Origin of the sequence: Burkholderia stagnalis, from assembly GCF_902830275.1 — a bacterium.
Taxonomy (GTDB): domain Bacteria; phylum Pseudomonadota; class Gammaproteobacteria; order Burkholderiales; family Burkholderiaceae; genus Burkholderia; species Burkholderia stagnalis.
Genome location: NZ_CADESW010000003.1, coordinates 33769 through 51115, shown reverse-complemented (window position 1 = coordinate 51115; position 17347 = coordinate 33769). Strand labels below are relative to the sequence as shown.

The following is a 17347-nucleotide window of genomic DNA, read 5'->3' as shown; positions in this document are numbered from 1 at the left end:
AAGGAACCCGACATGACCGACCACACCGCTCCCACGCCACCGGAATCCGCGCCGCCGCGCCGCCGCCGCTACTGGCGCACGCTCGCGGGCGCGCTGCTCGGCCTGGCGCTCGCGTGCGCCGGCATCGGCGCGTGGACGATCCACCGCATCTGGACGCAGTTGCCGTCCGTCGAGCATCTGGCCGTCTATCGCCCCGCGCTGCCGTTGCGGATCTTTTCCCGCGACGGCGACCTGCTCGCCGAATACGGCGTCGAGCGCCGCGAGTTCGTGCCGCTCGAACGCATTCCGCCGCTGATGCGGCACGCGCTGCTCGCGGCCGAGGATGCGCAGTTCTACCGGCACGGCGCCGTCGACGTCGGCGGGCTCGCGCGCGCGACGTTCGCAAACCTTGTCACCGGGCAGCCGGGCCAGGGCGGCAGCACGATCTCGATGCAGGTCGCGCGCAACTTCTACCTGACCCGCGACAAGGTGCTGAGCCGCAAGCTCGCCGAGATCCTGATGGCGGTCAAGCTCGAACGCGAATACAGCAAGGACAAGCTGCTCGAGCTGTACATGAACGAGATCTACCTCGGCGAGCGCGCGTACGGTTTCGCGGCGGCCGCGTCGGTGTATTTCGGCAAGCCGCTCGACGCGTTGAGCGCGGGAGAAGCGGCGGTGCTCGCCGGCCTGCCGAAGGCGCCGTCGGCGTTCAACCCGGTCGTCAATCCGCCGCGCGCGACCGCACGGCGCAACTACGTGCTCGGCCGCATGCATGCGCTCGGCCAGCTCGACGACGCGACGTACCGCGCAGCCGTCGATGCGCCGATCGCGCTGGCGGCGACGCGGCCGCCCGGCATCCTCGCCGCGCCGTACGTCGCCGAGCGCGCGCGGCGCATGATGGTCGAACGTTTTCACGACGACGCATACACGCTCGGCCTCGACGTGACGACCACGATCTCGATGCGCGACCAGCGCGCAGCCGAGGCGGCGCTCGCGCGCGCGCTGCGGCGGCCGCCGGCGAAGGCCGATGCGAAGAACCCGCTCGAAGGCGCGCTCGTGTCGGTCGATGCGGCAACCGGCGACATGCTCGCGCTCGTCGGCGGCGCGGATTTCAACCGCAACGTGTTCGATCATGCGCTGCAGGCCTACCGTCAGCCCGGTTCGAGCTTCAAGCCGTTCGTCTATTCGGCGGCGCTGGAGAAGGGCTATTTCCCGGGCGTGCTCGTCGACGACACGCAGCGCACGCTGACGCGGGAGGAAACCGGCGCGATGCCGTGGCGGCCGCGCAATTTCGGCAACCGCTACGAGGGCTTCATCGCGGTGCGGCGCGGCCTCGTGCGATCGAAGAACCTCGTCGCGGTGAGCCTGATGCAGGCGGCCGACGCGCGGTACGTGCAGCAGCATGCGCTGCGCTTCGGGTTCGAAGGGCCGCGCAACCCGGCATCGCTGCCGCTTGCGCTCGGCGCAGGCGCCGTCACGCCGCTCGCGCTGGCGAGCGCGTACGCGGTGTTCGCGAACGGCGGGATGCGGATGGAGCCGCGCCTGATCGCGTCGGTGAAGCAACGGCACGGCGGCGTGCTGTACGACGCACCGGCTGCCGCCGGCGCGCGTGTCGTCTCCGCGCGCAACGCATTCGTGATGGACAGCATGCTGCGCGATGTCGTGCGCGCGGGCACCGCGCGCGGCGCGCTGGCATTGCGCCGCGACGATGCGGCCGGCAAGACGGGCACCTCGAACGGCTCGAAGGACGTGTGGTTCGCCGGCTACTCGTCCGGCGTCGCCGCGGTGGCGTGGCTCGGCTACGACACGCCGCGCAGCATGGGGCGCGCAACCGGCGCGACGCTCGCGTTGCCGGTGTGGCTCGACTACATGAAGACGGCGGTCGACGGCCGCGCGCCGGTGGATCGGGCGCCGCCGTCCGACGTCGCGCTCGTCGACGGCGATTTCGTCTACGCGGAATACACGCGCGGCACCTGCACGTCCGACGTGCCGCCGTTCGTGCGCAGCGATTTCGCATGCGGGGCTGTGCGTGCGGCGGGCGCGTCCGCCGCGGCCGCGGACGCACCTGCGGCAGATCGCGACGCGACGCCCGCCGCGGTCGACGCCGCCGAGCGCGAGCGCGTGCTCGACCTGTTCCGGACCGACGACTGAGGCGACGCGACATGCATACGCTGTACTTGATTGCGATCGTCGCCGAGGCGATGTCGGGCGCGCTGATGGGGATGCGGCGCGGGATGGACCGCTTCGGGCTCGCGTTCGTCGGCGCGGTCACCGCGCTCGGCGGCGGCACGGTGCGCGACGTGCTGCTCGGCCACTATCCGCTCGGCTGGATCGCGCATCCCGAATATCTCGTCATCACGCTCGCCGCGGCGACGTTCGCGTCGTGGGCGGCGCGGCACCTCGCGCGGATGAAGACGCAGTTCGTCACGGTCGATGCGGTCGGCCTCGCGGCGTTCACGATCATCGGCTGCGACATCGGCGCGGCGACCGGCCACGCGTCGATCATCGTCGTGCTGGCCGGCGCGATCACCGGCGTGTGCGGCGGGATGCTGCGCGACCTGCTGTGCAACGAGATGCCGCTGATCCTGCGGGAGGAGCTGTATGCGAGCGTCGCGTTCTGCACGGGCGCGCTGTATGTCGGGATGCAGCACCTGGGCATCGATGCCGATGGGGCGACGGTGATTGCGCTGGCCGCCGGCTTCGCGATGCGGATGCTCGCGGTGCGCCAGGGCTGGAAGATGCGGACGTTCGGCGTGGCCGACGTCGAGCGTTGAGGGCGGGCGTGCCGGCGCTCAGTCGGCCTGCATGACCTGAAACACGTTGCCCTCCGGATCGACGCCGTCATACATCCGGTACGCGAAGCCGTCGAAGCGCTTGAGATCCCGCACGGTGATGCCGTCGCCGGCCAGCCGCGCGCGGTGCGCATCGAGGCCCGACGCGATCGAGAAGACGAGCTTGACGTTCGTGTGGCGAGGTCGATCGACGGACGCTGCGCCGCGGAAAGCCGGGCCCGCGAGATGCAGCGCCAGTTCGACCTTGCCTGCATCGAGCACGATCCATTCGTCCTCGATTTCCTCGACGATCGGCAAGTCGAAGTATTGCCGGTAGAAAGATTTGAGCAGCGCGACGTCGTGGACGTAGAGCATCACGCGGGTCATGGGAATCGGCATGTCAGTGTCCTGTCGTGGTTGGCGTTGCGGTGGGTCTTTCGAATGCGATCCGCTCGGGTTGCACGACGCTGGCTCATGACGTCGCGGATATCGTGCGTATCGGTTGCCGAGCCGAGTACCGGCGCCCTCACGCCGGCACCATCACCGGCGGCGCACCGTCGCCGGCATCGACCATCTTCACGGAGAATCCATAGCAGCGCGCGATGTACGCGGGCGTCATCACGTCGCGCGGCGCGCCGTGCGCGACGATGGTGCCGCCGGCGAGCATCGCGATGCAGTCCGCGTGACGGGCGGCGAGGTTCGGATCGTGGACGATCGCGAGCACGCCGAGCCGCCATTCGCGCGCGACCGTGCGCACGGTGTCGAGCAGCCGGTGCTGGTGCGCGAGATCGAGCGCGGCGGTCGGTTCGTCGAGCAGCAGATAGCGGGGCGGCGCCGTGCCGCCATCGTCGTCGGGCCACAACTGCGCCAGCACGCGCGCGAACTGCACGCGCGCGAGTTCGCCGCCGGACAGCGTCGTGACGTCGCGGCCGACGAGCGCATCGGCGCCCGCGCGTTCGAGCGCACACCACGCGATCTCGCGGTCCCGCCGGGACGCCGCGCCGCTGCGGCGCGCATGCGGATAGCGGCCGAGCAGCACGACTTCGTCGACGCTGAACGGGAACGCCGGCTGGGCCGCCTGCGGCAGCACGGCGCGCAGGCGGGCGAGCCGGGGCGCGTCGATGCGCGCCAGCGGTTCGCCGTTCAGCGTGACGGCGCCGGACACGCGTGCGCCGGCCGGCGATCCGCTGCCCGTCAGCTCGCCGGCCAGGGCTTTCAGCAGCGTGCTTTTGCCGGCGCCATTGCGGCCGAGCAGCGCGGTGACGCGGCCGGGTTCGATCGACAGCGACACGTCGCGAAGGATGGCGGCGCGGCGCCGGGAGACGTCGAGTTGATGGGCGATGAGCATGGTCGGGAACGGATGGAGCGCGTCAGGACGCGGCGGGCGCCGCCTCGGAAATGTGCCAGAGCACGCCGGACGGATCGAACAGGAACGCGACGCGTCGTCCCCACGGCTGCATCGTCGGCGCGATCGGCGCGTTGAGCGCATAGCGTTCGGTCAGCCACAGCGAATCGATGTGCCGCCACCATGCATCGAGATCGCTGACGACCATCTGCAGCATGGTGTTGTTCGCATGCGCAGGTTCGTAGAAATCCTGCAGCAGGATGCTGTGCCGGCCGAACAGCAGCTCGGCGATGCCTTCGCCGTCGTAGGCCAGCGTGAAGCCGAGTTCGAGATAGAAGCGCTTGCTCGTGTCGAAATCCCTGGATGGGACGAACGGGCGCAGTGCGTTGATCGTCGAGGCAAGCGATGACAAGTGAGTCTCCGGCGAGGTGGATCGGTTCATCGGGGATGGGCGGCGACATGATCTCCGGCGCGCTCATCCCCCCAGCGCGCCGCGGCTTTTCCACAGCAGCGCGAGAAAGAACGGCGCGCCGAGCAACGCGGTCAGCACGCCGAGCGGAATCTCGGCCGGCGCGGCCACGGTGCGCGCGGCGAGATCGGCGACGAGCGTCAGCAGCGCGCCGAGCAACGCGGCGCCGGGCAGCACGACGCGCTGGTCGGGGCCGCACGCGAGCCGCACGCAGTGCGGCGCGACGAGCCCGATGAAGCCGATGATCCCCGCGCACGACACGAGCGCGCCGACGGCCAGCGCGACCGCGACGAGCACGCGTCGCTTGAGCCGCTGCACCGGCACGCCGAGATGCAGCGCCTCGGTTTCGCCGAGCTGCAGCGCGTTCAGCGCATCGCGTTCGCGCGCGAGCAGCGCGCAGCCGATCGCGACGCAGGGCGCGACCGCCGCGAGCGCCGGCCATTGCGCGCCGCCGAGGCTGCCGAGGCTCCAGAAGGTCAGCGAGCGCAGCTGCGCGTCGTCGGCGACGAACGTGAGCAGCCCGATCGCCGCGCCGACGAGCGCGTTGATCGCGATGCCGGCGAGCAGCAGCAGCGGCAGCGCGAGCCGGCCGCGCGACGCGGCGAGCCGGTAGACGAGCGCCGCGACCGCGAGCGCGCCCGCGAATGCCGCGACGGGAAGCGCGGCGGCGCTCGCATGCGCGGCGAACAGCGCGGGGCCGAGCACGATCGTCGTGGTCGCGCCGAGCGCCGCGCCGCTCGACACGCCGACGAGCCCCGGATCCGCGAGCGGATTGCGGAACAGCGCTTGCATCGCCGCGCCCGCCGCGCCGAAGCCGCCGCCGACCAGCAGCGCGAGCACGACGCGCGGCGCGCGGATCTCGAACAGCACCGCGCGTGCCTGTTGCGCGGCGGCGTCGCCGGTCAGAGCGGCCCAGGCTTGCGCAGGCGGAATGCGATACGCGCCCACGCACAGCGCGACGAGCGCGGCAATGAGAACCAGGACGGCGAGCGCCGCCAGCGCGTAGGGCGCGAGGCGGCGCGACGCGCCGATGCGCAGGGCGCCGGACGACGGTGCGTGCGATGACGCGGAAAGGGGCGAAGCATGTGCGGGCATCGGATCGATCCGGAATCAGGCGAACGCATCCGACAGGCGTCGGTGCAGCGTCGTGACGGCAAGCGGCAGGCGCGGGCCGAAACCGAGCAGCAGCAGCGCGTCGAGCGACACGACGCGCTGCGCGCGGCCGGCCGGCGTCGCGGCGAACCCGGGCGCCGCGAGCAGCGCCGCGCGGCCGCCCACCGCGGCGAGCCCTTCGTCGGAAATCAGCACGACGTCCGGCGCTGCGGCGGCGAGCGCCTCGGTCGTCAGCGGCTTGTAGTGGTCGAAGCCCTGCATCGCGTTGCGTGCGCCCGCATAGCGGATCATCGCGTCGGCGGCGGTGCGCTGGCCGGCGGCGAGCGCCTGGTTGCCGGTGTGATTGAGCACGAACAGCACACGCGGCGCCGCCGCGCCGCCGGGCGGCCGCGCGGCAACCGCATCGCGCGCGGCCTGCCAGTCGCGGTCGAAGCGCTGCAGCAGCGCCGCGCCCGCGTCGCGCACGTCGAGCGCCTGCGCGACGCCTGTGATCTTCGTACGCACTGAATCGACGTCGTGGCGCTCGTCGAAGGCCGTCACCGTGACGCCGGCGCGCTTCACCTGCGCGAGCGCGGCGGGCGGCCCGGCCTCGGCCGACGCGAGCACGAGGTCCGGGCGCAGCGACAGCAGGCCTTCGGCCGACAGCGCGCGCTGATAGCCGACCTTCGGCAGGCGGCGCGCGGCGTCCGGATAGGTGCAGGTCGTGTCCGCGCCGACGAGCCGGAAGCCCGGCGTATCCGCGCCGCCGAGCGCGAATGCCGTTTCCGCGAGCGCGCCGCCGATCACGACGACGCGCTTCGACGGCGCCTGCGCGTGCCCGCGGCCAGGCAGCACGCCCGCGAGCGCGCCGGCCGCCGCGCTCGCGAGCACGATGCGGCGCTGCCGGTTGAACGGGGCACGGCTCATTGCGCGTCTCCGCGCGACGTGTGCGGCAGGCTCGCGACGAGCGCGCGCCAGTCGTCGCGTTCCGGCCGGCCCGGCTTGCGTTCGCCGAACAGCAGCGCGACGTGCTCGCCCTGCCGGTCGAACAGCTCGACCGACGTGACGATGCCGTCGCTCGTCGGTTTCTTCACGACCCACGCGGCGGCGATCATGTCCTCGCGCACGTGCAGGTTGAAGCCCGGATCGAGCACGTTGATCCACGTGCCCATCTCGCGCACGTTCGCGACCGGCCCCGTATGAATCTGGATCATCCCCGCGTTGCCGACGAACACCATGATCGGCTGCCCGCTGCCGGCCGCGTGTTCGAGCACGTACCGCAGCGCGCGCGTGTCGACCGGGTAGGCGTACTGCGGCTCGGCGAGCCGCAGCGCCTGCAGGCGGCTCACGCCGAAGCGCTGCGTGATGCCGAAGAACTGGTGCGTGTCGGTCATCGCGTCCCACGCCGCGCGGAAACCGGCGACGTCGATCTCGGTGTCGGCGCGCTCGGGCGCCTTCGGTACGGCCCGCGTGACCGCGAGCCCCGGTTCCTGCTGCGGCGCGCGCCAGCGCTCGACGAACGCGTCGAAGGCCGCGTGATCGCTGTGCGCGCGCAGATAAACCTTGTGGATCGCGTCGCCGTGCGCATCGAAGAACTGCAGGCTCTTCAGCGTGCCGTGCGCGGTCTCGTCGCGCACCGCGAACGCCGATGCCCAGTGACGGTAGAAGATGCGCAGGTCGATGTCGCCGAGCGCGAGGCCGACCGGCCCGTCGTGGCTCATCTGCGCATACTCGCCGTCCTTCTCGTGGACGGCCGCTTCGTTGCGCGTGAGCGCCATCACGCGGCCGAGCCGCGGCATGTCCTCGAACATCGTCGGGAAGCGCGCGTCGAGCCGCACGACGTGCTCGCCGACGAACGCGGCGAGCGCCTCGCCTTCGCTGACGCCGAGCGCCTGCGCGGCGTCGCGGTTGCGCAGCTGGCGCTCGCGCTTGAGCTGGACGAACGCGTCGCGCAGCGCGGCGGCCGAACGCGTATGCGGGGCCGGTTGGGCGGGAAGGGCGGATTGCATCATGTCGGACTCCTTCGGGTGACGGATGGGGAGGGCAGGCAGGCGGCGCGCATCAGAAATCGACCTTCATGCTGACGGCGACGGTGCGCCCGGGGGCGGAATACGCGTCGAGCACCTGCGAATCGGCGGCGATGCCGCGCACGTCCGACCAGTTCCAGTATTTGCGGTCGAACAGGTTGCGAATGCCGATCGTGGCGCTCACGTGCTTGTTGAAGCGGTAGCCGCCACGCACGTCGACGACGAGCGACGACGGCGGCGCGAAGCACGGCTTGTTCGTCTGCGAGCACGCGCCGGCCGGGATGTCCTTGTCGCGCTTCGCGGCCTGGAACAGCAGGTCGGTCTGCACGAACCAGCGCTCGCCCGGCTCGTAGCGCACGCCGAACACGGCCGAGAACGGGTTGACCGTGTCGAGCGGCTGGCTGGCCGCGCCGTTGTTCTGCGTCGAGCCCTTCGTGAAGGCCAGCGCGGTCTTCAGCGTGATGCCGTTCGGCATGATCCATTCCGCGCGGCCTTCGAGGCCGTGGATGCGGGCGTCGGCGAAGTTCACGTACTGGAACACGAACGGATCGTTCGGCCGGCCGGCGCCGGCGATCGTGGTGCGCGAGATGAAGTTGCGGTAGCGGCCCGTGAACGCGGCGGCGCTGTAGCGCACCACGCCGTAGCCGGTGCCGGCCTTGCCGCGCAGGCCCGCTTCGAACGTGTCGCTCGTTTCGGGCTTCAGGTCCGGATTGCCGATCGACGTATAGCCGAACACCGGGTTCGAGAAGCTGCTGTTGACCTGGTCCGGCGTCGGCGTGCGGAAGCCGTGCGCGTACTGCACGTATGGAATCAGCGCGGGCGTGATCTCGTACAGCACCGCGACGCGCGGCGACAGTTCGCGCGCGCTCGACGACACGGCCTTGCCGGTGAACAGCGGATCGTTCGCGCTCGGGCTCAGCCGGTACGCGTCGAAGCGCAGCCCCGGCGTGACGAGCAGCCGCCCGTAGCCGATCTGGTCCTGCACGAACGCGCCGAGCAGCGTGTAGTCGGTGTCCGGGAACGCCTTGTTCGGGAATGCCTCGCCGACGCCCGGCACCGTGCCGTCGCGGAAGTTCTTCACGCGCGACAGGCTGCCGTCGACGCCATATATCAGCTTGTGCGCGAACGGGCCGGTCGAGAACGCGCTTTCCGCGAACGCGGAGCCGCCGAACGTGCGCTCCGCGTAGCGGTTGTTGCGCGAGCGCGAGCGCAGCGTGCCGCCGCGCGTCTCGAACGCGAACTGATCCTGCGTCGCTTCCTGGTAGTAGAACTGCGCATGCGCGGTCTGGAACCAGCGGAGCGTGTCGTCGCGGAAGTCGTAGTCGACGCTGAAGCGGTTGCGTTCGAGGCGGTCCTGCGTCGTGAGGCCGAGCGTCTGCGGCGGGTTGATCGCGGACAGCACGTTCGTGTTGATGCGCCGCTGCACGGTTTCCGCGGTGAGCCTGATCGTGTCGCGCGAGGTCGGCGTCAGCACCAGCTTGCCGAGCAGCGATTCCGAGTACACGTCCTGCGGATTCGACGTCGTGCGCAGCGTGCTCGCGCTGTTGTTGCCGCCGCGCGTGTCGATCTCGTGGCCGCGCCGGCCATCGGCGATGATCATGCCCTGCACGCGATCATTGCCGGCCGCGGCCGACACCGTCGCGCCGATGCTGCGGTCGGCCGAGTCGTAGCTCGGCCGGAACGAGAAATAGTAAGGTTTCCGATAGATCGACAGCAGGTCTTGCGGATCCTTCGTGATGAAGTTCACCGCGCCGGTGAGGCCGTCGCTGCCGTACAGCGCCGATGCGGGCCCGCGCAGGATCTCGATGCGCTTCAGCGTGTCGAGGTCGGCGTAGTCGCCGCGGCCCGCTTCGAGCGGGCCGAACGAGAACGCGCTCGGCAGGCGGATGCCGTCTTCCATCAGCAGCACGCGGTTGCCTTCGAGGCCGCGGATGTTGATGCTCGAATCGCCGTCGCGGCCGCCGCCGAGCGCGGCGCTGCCGGGCCGGTACGCGGTGCGGCGCACGGTGACGCCCGGCTCGTAGCGCAGCGCGTCCTTGATGTTCGCGGCCTGCTGTTCCTCGAGGTCCTCGTCGGTGATCACCGACACGGAGGCGGCGGTGCGGCTCGCCGCGGTCGCGGTGCGGGTGGCCGTGACGGAGACGGGGTCGAGCAGCGCGGGATTGCCGCGCGTCGACGCGGCGAGGATGGCGGCAGGGGGCGGCGTGGCGCCTTGCGGCAAGGATTCGGCGAAAGCCGGCGCGACGGACAGGCCGACGGCGCCGAACAACGCGGCGCAAATCGGCCGCCGCGCCAACGTAGAGCAATGCACAGGTGGTCTCCCAGTGATGAAACAAGCCCGGAGGCTGGCTGGGTGACGCGTTCACCTGGCTGGCCCGTCCGCGCGATGGGGCGGACGGCTGGTTGATGAAAGGAAAGCGATGAAACTTGTCGAAGTGTAAATGAGAATTATTATCAATACAAGATTCGACGAGCCGGCGGGAATGCGCGCAACGGCGGCGACATGCTTCGGCGGGAGGCGGGGTGACGCGAACGATTGGATGGGGCGACCGGCGAGCGGGGCCTGCGGCGCGCGCGATCGACGGCCCGGCGCATCGGGCATGCCGGGCCGGTCAGGCGTGCGATGCCGCCGCCCGCGCGCGCCGCAGGCAACGACGCCGCGCTACGACAGTGATTCGACGCGGATCAGCAGGCTGCGCGCGTGCGCGATGAATGCGTCGTGCGTGTCGCGGTCGCCGCGGGCTTCGAGATGAGCTTCTTCGGCGAACGCGATCTGCTCGGCGAAGATCTCGGCGAGCGCGCGGCGTTCGTCGAGGGGAAGCGCGCGAATCATCGAGACGATCAGCAATTCCTGCGCGCGGAGCATGCCGGACAGCGATTGAACGTTCATGCCGACCTCCTCGGTCGATGCGGCGCCGGGCGCCGATCTTTCCATACTAGGCGGTCGCCGGCACTGCGGAAAAGCGCGCGCGCCGGGATGCGGAAGGAACCGGGGAGGTCAGCTCGCGGCGGTGGCCGTCTGGGCGCTGCGCACGACTTGCGCGACCCGTTCGACGAATACGACGTCGACGCTCGACAGCGCCTCGCGCTTGCCGTCGGGCATGTCGACGATGAGCCGGTAGGTCACGTCCTGCGTCAGCCACGCGAGGTAGCCGACCACCGCCAGCATCACGCCGACGACGAGCGCGGCGCTCGAACCGTAAAGGCCGCCCGCGGCAGCCGACACGGCGCCGATCACCGAGATGAGCGACGGGACGAGTTTGTTCTTGGGAATGGTGACGACGTCGACGTGGCGAATGTCACGCAGCGGGAAGACTTGCCCGGCGGCCGACAGGCCGTTGCGCGTGACCATCACGCCGCGTTCGTTGAATGCGTTTTCCATCGTGTGTGGCGTGGACGAAAACGCGCAGCGTAGCAGACTTCATGGCCGCGATGCACGGGACGGAGTGCCGCACGGGGCGGCAGGGCATCAGAATTGCAGCCGGCCGTCGCCGTACAGGCGGCCCGGCACGTGCGAGGCGACCAGTTCGGCGATTTCCGCATCGGTGCACTCGGCGGGCACGATCTGGCGTCGTGCGGGCGCATCGAGATGCATCGTCCATTCGACGAGCCGGTACGGGCGCCCCCACGGGCGCTGCATCTCGACCGACACGCGGCAGCTCTGGACGGGCAGCGAGTGCTCGCGCGTCAGAATCGCATGCAGATGGCTGAAAACGGTATCTTCGATCATCGTAGCCTCCGATCCTGTCTCGTGGTGGCCGGCCGTGTTGCCGGTGTAAAAAAAAAGCCGCCGATGCTCAGGCGGCCAACAGGGGGGGTGAGAGCATCCTCTCAACCCAGAATTAAGCGAAACTTAAAAGCCCATAAAAAAACGCCCCGCCGGAGAGCGGGGCGTTCTTGCCGTCGTGATCCGCGTGTTAAGCGGATGCTTTAGAACTTGTGGCGGATACCGACGCGAGCGGCGATTTGGTTCGACGAGTTCGTGCCCGACGTGCCGAAGTAGCTCGACGAGTTGGAACCGATCTGTGCCTGCACGCCGTCGCCCGATGCCTTCTGGTAGATCACGAGGCCGTACACGTCGGTACGCTTGCTGAGTGCGTAGTCGAGCGCGAGGTTGCCCTGGTTCCAGTGAGCCGAACCGCCGTTTTGCGTCGCGTTCGTGTACGTGTAGCCCGCAGCAGCCGACAGGGCCGGCGTGAGTGCGTACTTCAGGCCGGCTTCATAGGCGTTGTAGAACGTGCCGCCCGTGCCCGAGACCGTGGAGAATTGCGTGCGCGTCCACAGCGCCCATGCCGTCGCCGGGCCCCAGACGTAGCGGCCGCCAACGCCATACGTGCGCAGGTCGCGGACGTTGCCCGTGCTGACGTTCGCAATCGTCGTCGAGATTGCCGGGGCCGACTGGCTCGGGAAGCGGATGTCCGTGTAGGCGGCGCCGACCGAGAACGGGCCGTTCGCGTAGTTCAGGCCGAAGCTGTATGCACGCGACGAACCGCCCGAGTTCGTGGCGCCCGTGCCTGCTGCGCCGGCGAAATTCGTCGAGTTCGAGAAGCCGTACAACGCGCCGAACGTGAAGCCTGCGTAGTTCGCACTCTGGAACTTCACTGCGTTGTTGATGCGGCTCGACGTCAGCTGGTCGACGTCGTTGGCGTGGTAAGCGTAGTTGCCTGCAACCGTGTTGCCGCCGGTCGAGTAGTTCGCGCCGAGCACGTCGGTCGAGAACGAGTACTGGCGACCGAACGTCAGCGTGCCGTACTGAGCCTGGCTCAGGCCGACGTATGCCTGACGGCCGAACATCGCGCCGCCCTGGCCAGCCGCGCCGGTGCCGACGTTGAAGCCGTTTTCGAGCACGAAGATCGCCTTCAGGCCACCGCCGAGGTCTTCCGTGCCGCGCAGGCCCCAACGGCTGCCTTGCGCAATGCCGTCATCGAACTTGAACAGCTTGCTGCCCGGGACCGTCCCGGTCTTGGCGCTGTGGTTCACGTAGCTGACACCTGCATCGATAAGGCCATACAGCGTGACGCTGCTTTGTGCGTGTGCCGCGCTGGCCGTTGCTGCGAGGATGGCGGCGGTCAACAGTTTCTTGTTCAAAGGATTCTCCGAGCGAGTAAATGGCGTGTCCAGTTGCGGTTCCGGCGCTCTGGCGGCGCTGTTACGGACCGGCCGCAACTTTATCGGGACGTCACGTAATGTATGTGACAGCTCTTGTCATATTTAATGAGTGTGGCGCCGATGCGACACCAAATCATGCCCGAATGCCCGTGCGGCGGTTATGCCGATTTCGGCTGACGTTTGATTCCGTGCGGGAATATGGTCATGAAATAAGCTTCGTTGGAGCCGATCCGGCCCCATGCGACGATGCGCGTTCATACAACGACACGGGACAGAGGACACCCCCATGCGACGCTCGAACTGGTTGACCGGCCTTGCCGCGCTCGGCGCGGCCCTGATGCTCGCGGCGCCCGGCGCGCACGCGGAACCGCAGACACTGAAGGTCGGCACGATGAGCGGCCCCGACGCCGATATCTGGGCCGAAGTGACGAAGGTGGCCGCGCGCGACGGCCTCGCGCTCAAGATCGTCGAATTCAACGACTACGTGCAGCCGAACGCCGCGCTCGACGCCGGCGATCTCGACGCGAACGGCTTCCAGCACCAGCCGTTCCTCGACAGCCAGATCAAGCAGCGCGGCTACAAGATCGTCAACGCCGGGCTGACGTACACGATGCCGATGGGCTTCTACTCGAAAAAACTCAAGTCGCTCAAGGACTTGCCGGTAGGGGCGAAGGTCGGCATCCAGAACGACCCGTCGAACGGCAACCGCGCGCTGCTGCTGCTGCAGAAATACGGCGTGATCAAGCTGAAGCCGGGCGCCGGCACGAACGGCGTGAACGCCACGCCGCTCGACGTTGCCGAGAACCCGAAGAAGATCAAGCTCGTCGAGCTCGATGCCGCGCAGCTGCCGCGCGCGCTGCCGGACCTCGACGCCGCATCGATCAACACCGACTACGCGGTGAAGGCGGGGCTGACGCCGAAGAAGGATGCGATCGCGGTCGAGGATCTGAAGGGGCCGTATGCGAACCTGATCGCGGTGCGCGCGCAGGACAAGGACAAGCCGTGGGTGAAGAAGCTCGTCGCGGCATATGAATCGAACGACGTGCGCAAGTTCATCGACGCGAAGTTCGGCGGCGCGATCATCCCAGCGTTCTGACCGTACCTGCCTTCCCGCGAAAACGACATCGCCCGCGCAAGCGGGCGATGTGCTTTTGTCGACAGGAAAGCCGGCGGCCGGCGCCGCGGTTCAGGCCGGCCGATCAGGCCAACCGATCAGGCCGACCGATCAGGCCGACCGATCAGGCCAACGGTTCAGGCCAACGGTTCAGGCCAACCGATCAGGCCGACAGCAGCGAGCCGGTGCGGATCGGCGTCGCGCCGGCGATGCGCGCGACTTCCATGCCGGCCGTTGCGAAGCGCACGACCTGGCGCGCATACAGCACGCCCGACACGCTGCTCTTCAGCGTGACGACGCGATCGGTCAGCGGATCGACGATGTCGGCCACTTCCTGCCCCGCCTCGATCCACGCGCCGACCGGCGTGCGGAACACGATCACGCCCGACACCGGCGCGACGAGCGGATCGGTGCCCGCGAGCGGCGTCGCCGGATACGCGAGCGGCGGCAGCGGCGCGGGCGTGCCGTCGATCACGCCGCGCCCGGTCAGGTATTCGACGATCGCCTGCGCATCCTTTTCCGCGAATTCGTACGACACGTCGCGCTCGCTGCGCAGCTCGACGGTGACCGAGATCGCGCCGTTCGGAATCGGGAAGCGGTCGCCGAAGCGCGCGCGCAGATCCGACCAGCAGAAGCTGTGGATCTCGTCGAACGGGTTGCCGACCGAGTTCAGCGCGAGCAGCGACGCCTGCGAATCGAGATAGCGTGCGAGCGGCTCGACGTCCTGCCACAGATCGGGGTTCGTATACAGGTGCATCACCGCGTCGTTGTCGCAGTGCAGGTCGAGCACGATGTCGGCGTCGTGCGACAGCTTCTGCAGCGCGAGGCGCTGCGATTCGAGCTCGGTGCGCGGCGCCTGCTCGTCGAGCGCTTCGCGCATCGCGGCGCGCACGACCGCGACGTTGCGCTGCGCGTCGCCCGTCAGGCGCGATTCGACGCGCGGCAGCACGAGCGCCGCGAGATCGTAGAAATTGCGGTTGAAGTTCTGCATCGAGCCGAGCTCGAAGCGGCCGAGGTGATCGCCGAACACGTGCTGCGCGAGGCCGATCGGGTTCGGCACCGGCACGATCACGATTTCGCCGCGCAGCTTGCCGGCGCTCTCCAGCGCGGCGATCTTGCGGCGCAGCAGCGTGGCGACCAGCATGCCGGGCAGCTCGTCGGCGTGCAGCGACGACTGGATGTAGATCTTCTGGCCGCCGCGCGGGCCGTAGTGAAAGCTCGTGATCTGGCGTTCGGTGCCGACGGCGGGGGAAATCAGCGGATGGGTCTGCGTTTGCATGATGAGGGAGTGCGGCGCAGCCGCGAATGATCCGGTGTGCGTGGAAGATCGATTGTACGTTGCCTGTCGCGAACCCATCAAACCGGTGCCGGATCGACGGTTTTTTCCTTTCGAATCATCCGCTTGGTGCGGAAAAAAACACATCCCGCAGCGCGCGTGCATAAAAAAACGGGCTCCTCGCGGAGCCCGTCTGCGTGCGCGGAAATTGCGCGCGGCTTACTTGCCGTAGACGTCGAAATCGAAGTACTTCTTCGCGATCTTGTCGTACGTGCCGTCCTTGCGCATGTCGCCGATCGCCTTGTCGATCTTCGCCTTCAGGTCGGTGTCTTCCTTGCGCAGGCCGATGCCCGCGCCGTTGCCGAGCGTCTTCGGATCGTCGATGTCGCCGCCGGCGAACTGGAAGTCCTTGCCGCGCGCGGTCTTCAGGAAGCCGATGTCGGCCTGCACCGCGTCCTGCAGCGCGCCGTCGAGGCGGCCCGCGATCAGGTCGGCGTAGACCTGGTCCTGGTTCTGGTACGGCACCACCGTCGCGCCGGCCGGCGCCCAGTAGGTCTTCGCGTACGTTTCCTGGATCGTGCCCTGCTCGACGCCGATGCGGTGGCCCTTCACCGACTTCGCGTCCGGCATCAGCGACGAACCCTTCTTCGCGACGAGGCGCGTCGGCGTGTTGAACAGCTTCGCCGAGAACGCGATCTGCTCCTGGCGCGCCGGCGTCATCGACATCGACGACAGCACGCCGTCGAACTTGCGTGCCTTCAGCGCCGGAATCATGCCGTCGAAGTCATTCTCGATCCACACGCACTTCGCCTTCAGGCGCGCGCAGATTTCGTTGCCGAGGTCCACGTCGAAGCCGACGACCTTGCCGTCCGGGCCTTTCGATTCGAAAGGCGGGTAGCTTGCGTCGACGCCGAAACGCACGGTGGTCCAGTCCTTTGCGTATGCGCTGCCGGCCGATACGGCGAGCAGGGCAACCGTCACAGCCGCAAGAATTTTTTTCACTCGGTGACTCCTCGTTTTGTTCGATGGGTGCGCGGTTGTGCCGCGCCGTAAGCGTTCGGCCCGGCGCGGCTTCGCGTCGGACAGTCCGTTTCGCCCGCCCGATAGGGGCGCACGACGTGCGGAGATTATCAAGACAAAATACCGCCGGTGCGCCTAGGACATGCCCCGATAGTCGCCGGACGGGCCGGACGGCGGCGCGGTAAAGCTTGCGCGACCGTTTCAAGGAAAGGAACGATTCAGCCCAGCGTTTCGTTGACTGCCCGCTGCAGGCACGCGACGAACTCGCTGACGGCGGGCGTCGGCAGCAGGTCGCGCCGCGCGAGGATCGACAGGTCGAAGCGCGGCAGGGTTTCGTCGAGCTCGGCGGTGCGGATGCCGAGCGGCGCGACCATTGCCGCGAGCGGGCGCGTGAAGCAGCCGATCACGTCCGAGCGCGCGACGAGCCCGAGCGTCACCGCGAACGACATCGGCGAGCGCAGCAGGCGTTTCGGCCGCGGCAGGCCGCGCGCGTCGAACATCGTCAGCATCACGCTGTGCGGAAACTGGTCGGCGCCGACCGTGACGATCCATTCGGCATCGAGCAACTCCTCCAGCCGGCGCGCGTGTGCGAGCGGGTGGCCTTCGCGCATCACGACGGTGAATTCGGTCGAGAACAGTGGCCGCTGCGTGAATTCGCGGTCGAGCGTCGGGACATGGTGCATTGCAGCGATGTCGAGCGTGCCGTTGCGCAATTGCGCGAGCGCGTCCGGCACGGTCACTTCTTCCAGATGCAGGCTCACGTTCGGCATCGACCGGCGGAACGCCGTCACCGCGTGCGGCAGCGCCGTCAGCGCGATCGACGGCATCGTGCCGAGCGCGACGCGCCCCGACATTTCGCCCTTCACCTGCTCGACCGCCTCGACGGTGCGGCGCATGTCGCCGAGCAGCTGCTCGGCGCGCGGCAGCAGCGCGTGGCCGCAGGCGGTCAGCTCGACGCCGCGCACGCTGCGCACCAGCAGCTCCGCGCTGAGCGCCGTTTCCAGCTCGCGGATCGTGTGCGTGATCGCAGGCTGCGTGACGCCGAGCTCGCGCGCGGCGGCGCGCAGGCTCCGGTGGTGCGCGGCCGACACGAAGGCCTGGAGCTGCGCGATGTTCAGGGGGCTGCGGATGCGGGTCATGAGTCG

The 17347-nt window shown here is 69.0% G+C and carries 17 protein-coding genes; 3 read left to right on the top strand and 14 right to left on the bottom strand.

The window, feature by feature from the left end; translation table 11 throughout:
• The first annotated feature begins 12 nt into the window (after nucleotides 1-12).
• Together HWY45_RS07295 and HWY45_RS07290 are read left to right on the top strand one after the other, a co-directional pair.
• A complete protein-coding gene (locus HWY45_RS07295) occupies nucleotides 13-2130 on the top strand; it encodes a penicillin-binding protein 1A (protein WP_059879623.1) in 2118 nt (705 codons plus the stop codon).
• Nucleotides 2131-2141: 11 nt separating this feature from the next.
• Entirely contained in the window at nucleotides 2142-2753 is a 612-nt protein-coding gene (locus tag HWY45_RS07290; RefSeq protein WP_059879515.1) for a trimeric intracellular cation channel family protein, read from the top strand.
• A gap of 18 nt (nucleotides 2754-2771) precedes the next feature.
• Here HWY45_RS07290 and HWY45_RS07285 read toward each other — a convergent pair whose 3' ends face one another.
• The 11 genes from HWY45_RS07285 to HWY45_RS07235 all read right to left on the bottom strand — a co-directional run bounded on the left by HWY45_RS07285 (nucleotide 2772) and on the right by HWY45_RS07235 (nucleotide 12771).
• On the bottom strand, nucleotides 2772-3149 hold the full coding sequence (locus tag HWY45_RS07285; RefSeq protein ID WP_059879519.1) for a VOC family protein: 378 nt from the start codon (nucleotides 3147-3149) through the stop codon (nucleotides 2772-2774).
• Nucleotides 3150-3276: 127 nt separating this feature from the next.
• Nucleotides 3277-4098: a heme ABC transporter ATP-binding protein gene (locus HWY45_RS07280; protein ID WP_059879522.1), complete on the bottom strand. Its 822-nt coding sequence runs from the start codon at nucleotides 4096-4098 to the stop codon at nucleotides 3277-3279.
• Nucleotides 4099-4120: 22 nt separating this feature from the next.
• Nucleotides 4121-4507, bottom strand: a complete 387-nt coding sequence (locus HWY45_RS07275) for a VOC family protein (protein WP_059879525.1) — start codon at nucleotides 4505-4507, stop codon at nucleotides 4121-4123.
• A 63-nt stretch (nucleotides 4508-4570) separates the two neighbouring features.
• Nucleotides 4571-5659: a FecCD family ABC transporter permease gene (locus tag HWY45_RS07270; RefSeq protein ID WP_059879529.1), complete on the bottom strand. Its 1089-nt coding sequence runs from the start codon at nucleotides 5657-5659 to the stop codon at nucleotides 4571-4573.
• Between the two features lie 15 nt (nucleotides 5660-5674).
• A complete protein-coding gene (locus HWY45_RS07265; RefSeq protein ID WP_059879531.1) occupies nucleotides 5675-6583 on the bottom strand; it encodes a heme/hemin ABC transporter substrate-binding protein in 909 nt (302 codons plus the stop codon).
• Nucleotides 6580-7668: a hemin-degrading factor gene (locus tag HWY45_RS07260; RefSeq protein WP_059879535.1), complete on the bottom strand. Its 1089-nt coding sequence runs from the start codon at nucleotides 7666-7668 to the stop codon at nucleotides 6580-6582. Before HWY45_RS07260 ends, HWY45_RS07265 begins: the two co-directional genes overlap by 4 nt.
• A gap of 49 nt (nucleotides 7669-7717) precedes the next feature.
• Nucleotides 7718-9994, bottom strand: a complete 2277-nt coding sequence (locus HWY45_RS07255; protein ID WP_059879538.1) for a TonB-dependent hemoglobin/transferrin/lactoferrin family receptor — start codon at nucleotides 9992-9994, stop codon at nucleotides 7718-7720.
• Nucleotides 9995-10345: 351 nt separating this feature from the next.
• The gene (locus tag HWY45_RS07250; protein ID WP_026044430.1) at nucleotides 10346-10573 is read right to left on the bottom strand and encodes a hypothetical protein; all 228 of its coding nucleotides are present in this window, start codon (nucleotides 10571-10573) and stop codon (nucleotides 10346-10348) included.
• A gap of 108 nt (nucleotides 10574-10681) precedes the next feature.
• The gene (locus tag HWY45_RS07245) at nucleotides 10682-11065 is read right to left on the bottom strand and encodes a DUF6232 family protein (protein ID WP_059801366.1); all 384 of its coding nucleotides are present in this window, start codon (nucleotides 11063-11065) and stop codon (nucleotides 10682-10684) included.
• A gap of 87 nt (nucleotides 11066-11152) precedes the next feature.
• The gene (locus HWY45_RS07240) at nucleotides 11153-11413 is read right to left on the bottom strand and encodes a DUF2866 domain-containing protein (RefSeq protein ID WP_017331139.1); all 261 of its coding nucleotides are present in this window, start codon (nucleotides 11411-11413) and stop codon (nucleotides 11153-11155) included.
• 200 nt (nucleotides 11414-11613) lie between these two features.
• The gene (locus HWY45_RS07235; RefSeq protein ID WP_059565789.1) at nucleotides 11614-12771 is read right to left on the bottom strand and encodes a porin; all 1158 of its coding nucleotides are present in this window, start codon (nucleotides 12769-12771) and stop codon (nucleotides 11614-11616) included.
• 307 nt (nucleotides 12772-13078) lie between these two features.
• Between HWY45_RS07235 and HWY45_RS07230 the strand changes: the two genes are divergently transcribed.
• Complete coding sequence (locus HWY45_RS07230; RefSeq protein ID WP_059565788.1) at nucleotides 13079-13888, top strand: MetQ/NlpA family ABC transporter substrate-binding protein; 810 nt, start codon at nucleotides 13079-13081, stop codon at nucleotides 13886-13888.
• A 181-nt stretch (nucleotides 13889-14069) separates the two neighbouring features.
• On the opposite strand, the gene HWY45_RS07225 is transcribed toward HWY45_RS07230, so the two are convergent.
• From HWY45_RS07225 to HWY45_RS07215, 3 genes are all read right to left on the bottom strand, one after another.
• Nucleotides 14070-15185 (bottom strand): succinylglutamate desuccinylase/aspartoacylase family protein, encoded by a 1116-nt coding sequence (locus tag HWY45_RS07225; protein WP_059565787.1) that lies wholly within the window; start codon nucleotides 15183-15185, stop codon nucleotides 14070-14072.
• Between the two features lie 216 nt (nucleotides 15186-15401).
• The gene (locus HWY45_RS07220; RefSeq protein WP_059565786.1) at nucleotides 15402-16184 is read right to left on the bottom strand and encodes an ABC transporter substrate-binding protein; all 783 of its coding nucleotides are present in this window, start codon (nucleotides 16182-16184) and stop codon (nucleotides 15402-15404) included.
• Nucleotides 16185-16420: 236 nt separating this feature from the next.
• Entirely contained in the window at nucleotides 16421-17341 is a 921-nt protein-coding gene (locus tag HWY45_RS07215) for a LysR substrate-binding domain-containing protein (RefSeq protein ID WP_059565785.1), read from the bottom strand.
• Nucleotides 17342-17347: the final 6 nt, after the last annotated feature.

What these genes read in the sequence shown, in the direction of transcription:
- HWY45_RS07280 (WP_059879522.1), bottom strand. Translation starts at nt 4,098, where the DNA reads ATGCTCATCGCCCATCAACTCGACGTCTCCCGGCGCCGCGCCGCCATC.
- HWY45_RS07245 (WP_059801366.1), bottom strand. Translation starts at nt 11,065, where the DNA reads ATGGAAAACGCATTCAACGAACGCGGCGTGATGGTCACGCGCAACGGC.
- HWY45_RS07225 (WP_059565787.1), bottom strand. Translation starts at nt 15,185, where the DNA reads ATGCAAACGCAGACCCATCCGCTGATTTCCCCCGCCGTCGGCACCGAA.
- HWY45_RS07295 (WP_059879623.1), top strand. Translation starts at nt 13, where the DNA reads ATGACCGACCACACCGCTCCCACGCCACCGGAATCCGCGCCGCCGCGC.
- HWY45_RS07270 (WP_059879529.1), bottom strand. Translation starts at nt 5,659, where the DNA reads ATGCCCGCACATGCTTCGCCCCTTTCCGCGTCATCGCACGCACCGTCG.
- HWY45_RS07240 (WP_017331139.1), bottom strand. Translation starts at nt 11,413, where the DNA reads ATGATCGAAGATACCGTTTTCAGCCATCTGCATGCGATTCTGACGCGC.
- HWY45_RS07250 (WP_026044430.1), bottom strand. Translation starts at nt 10,573, where the DNA reads ATGAACGTTCAATCGCTGTCCGGCATGCTCCGCGCGCAGGAATTGCTG.
- HWY45_RS07215 (WP_059565785.1), bottom strand. Translation starts at nt 17,341, where the DNA reads ATGACCCGCATCCGCAGCCCCCTGAACATCGCGCAGCTCCAGGCCTTC.
- HWY45_RS07285 (WP_059879519.1), bottom strand. Translation starts at nt 3,149, where the DNA reads ATGCCGATTCCCATGACCCGCGTGATGCTCTACGTCCACGACGTCGCG.
- HWY45_RS07260 (WP_059879535.1), bottom strand. Translation starts at nt 7,668, where the DNA reads ATGATGCAATCCGCCCTTCCCGCCCAACCGGCCCCGCATACGCGTTCG.
- HWY45_RS07265 (WP_059879531.1), bottom strand. Translation starts at nt 6,583, where the DNA reads ATGAGCCGTGCCCCGTTCAACCGGCAGCGCCGCATCGTGCTCGCGAGC.
- HWY45_RS07230 (WP_059565788.1), top strand. Translation starts at nt 13,079, where the DNA reads ATGCGACGCTCGAACTGGTTGACCGGCCTTGCCGCGCTCGGCGCGGCC.
- HWY45_RS07290 (WP_059879515.1), top strand. Translation starts at nt 2,142, where the DNA reads ATGCATACGCTGTACTTGATTGCGATCGTCGCCGAGGCGATGTCGGGC.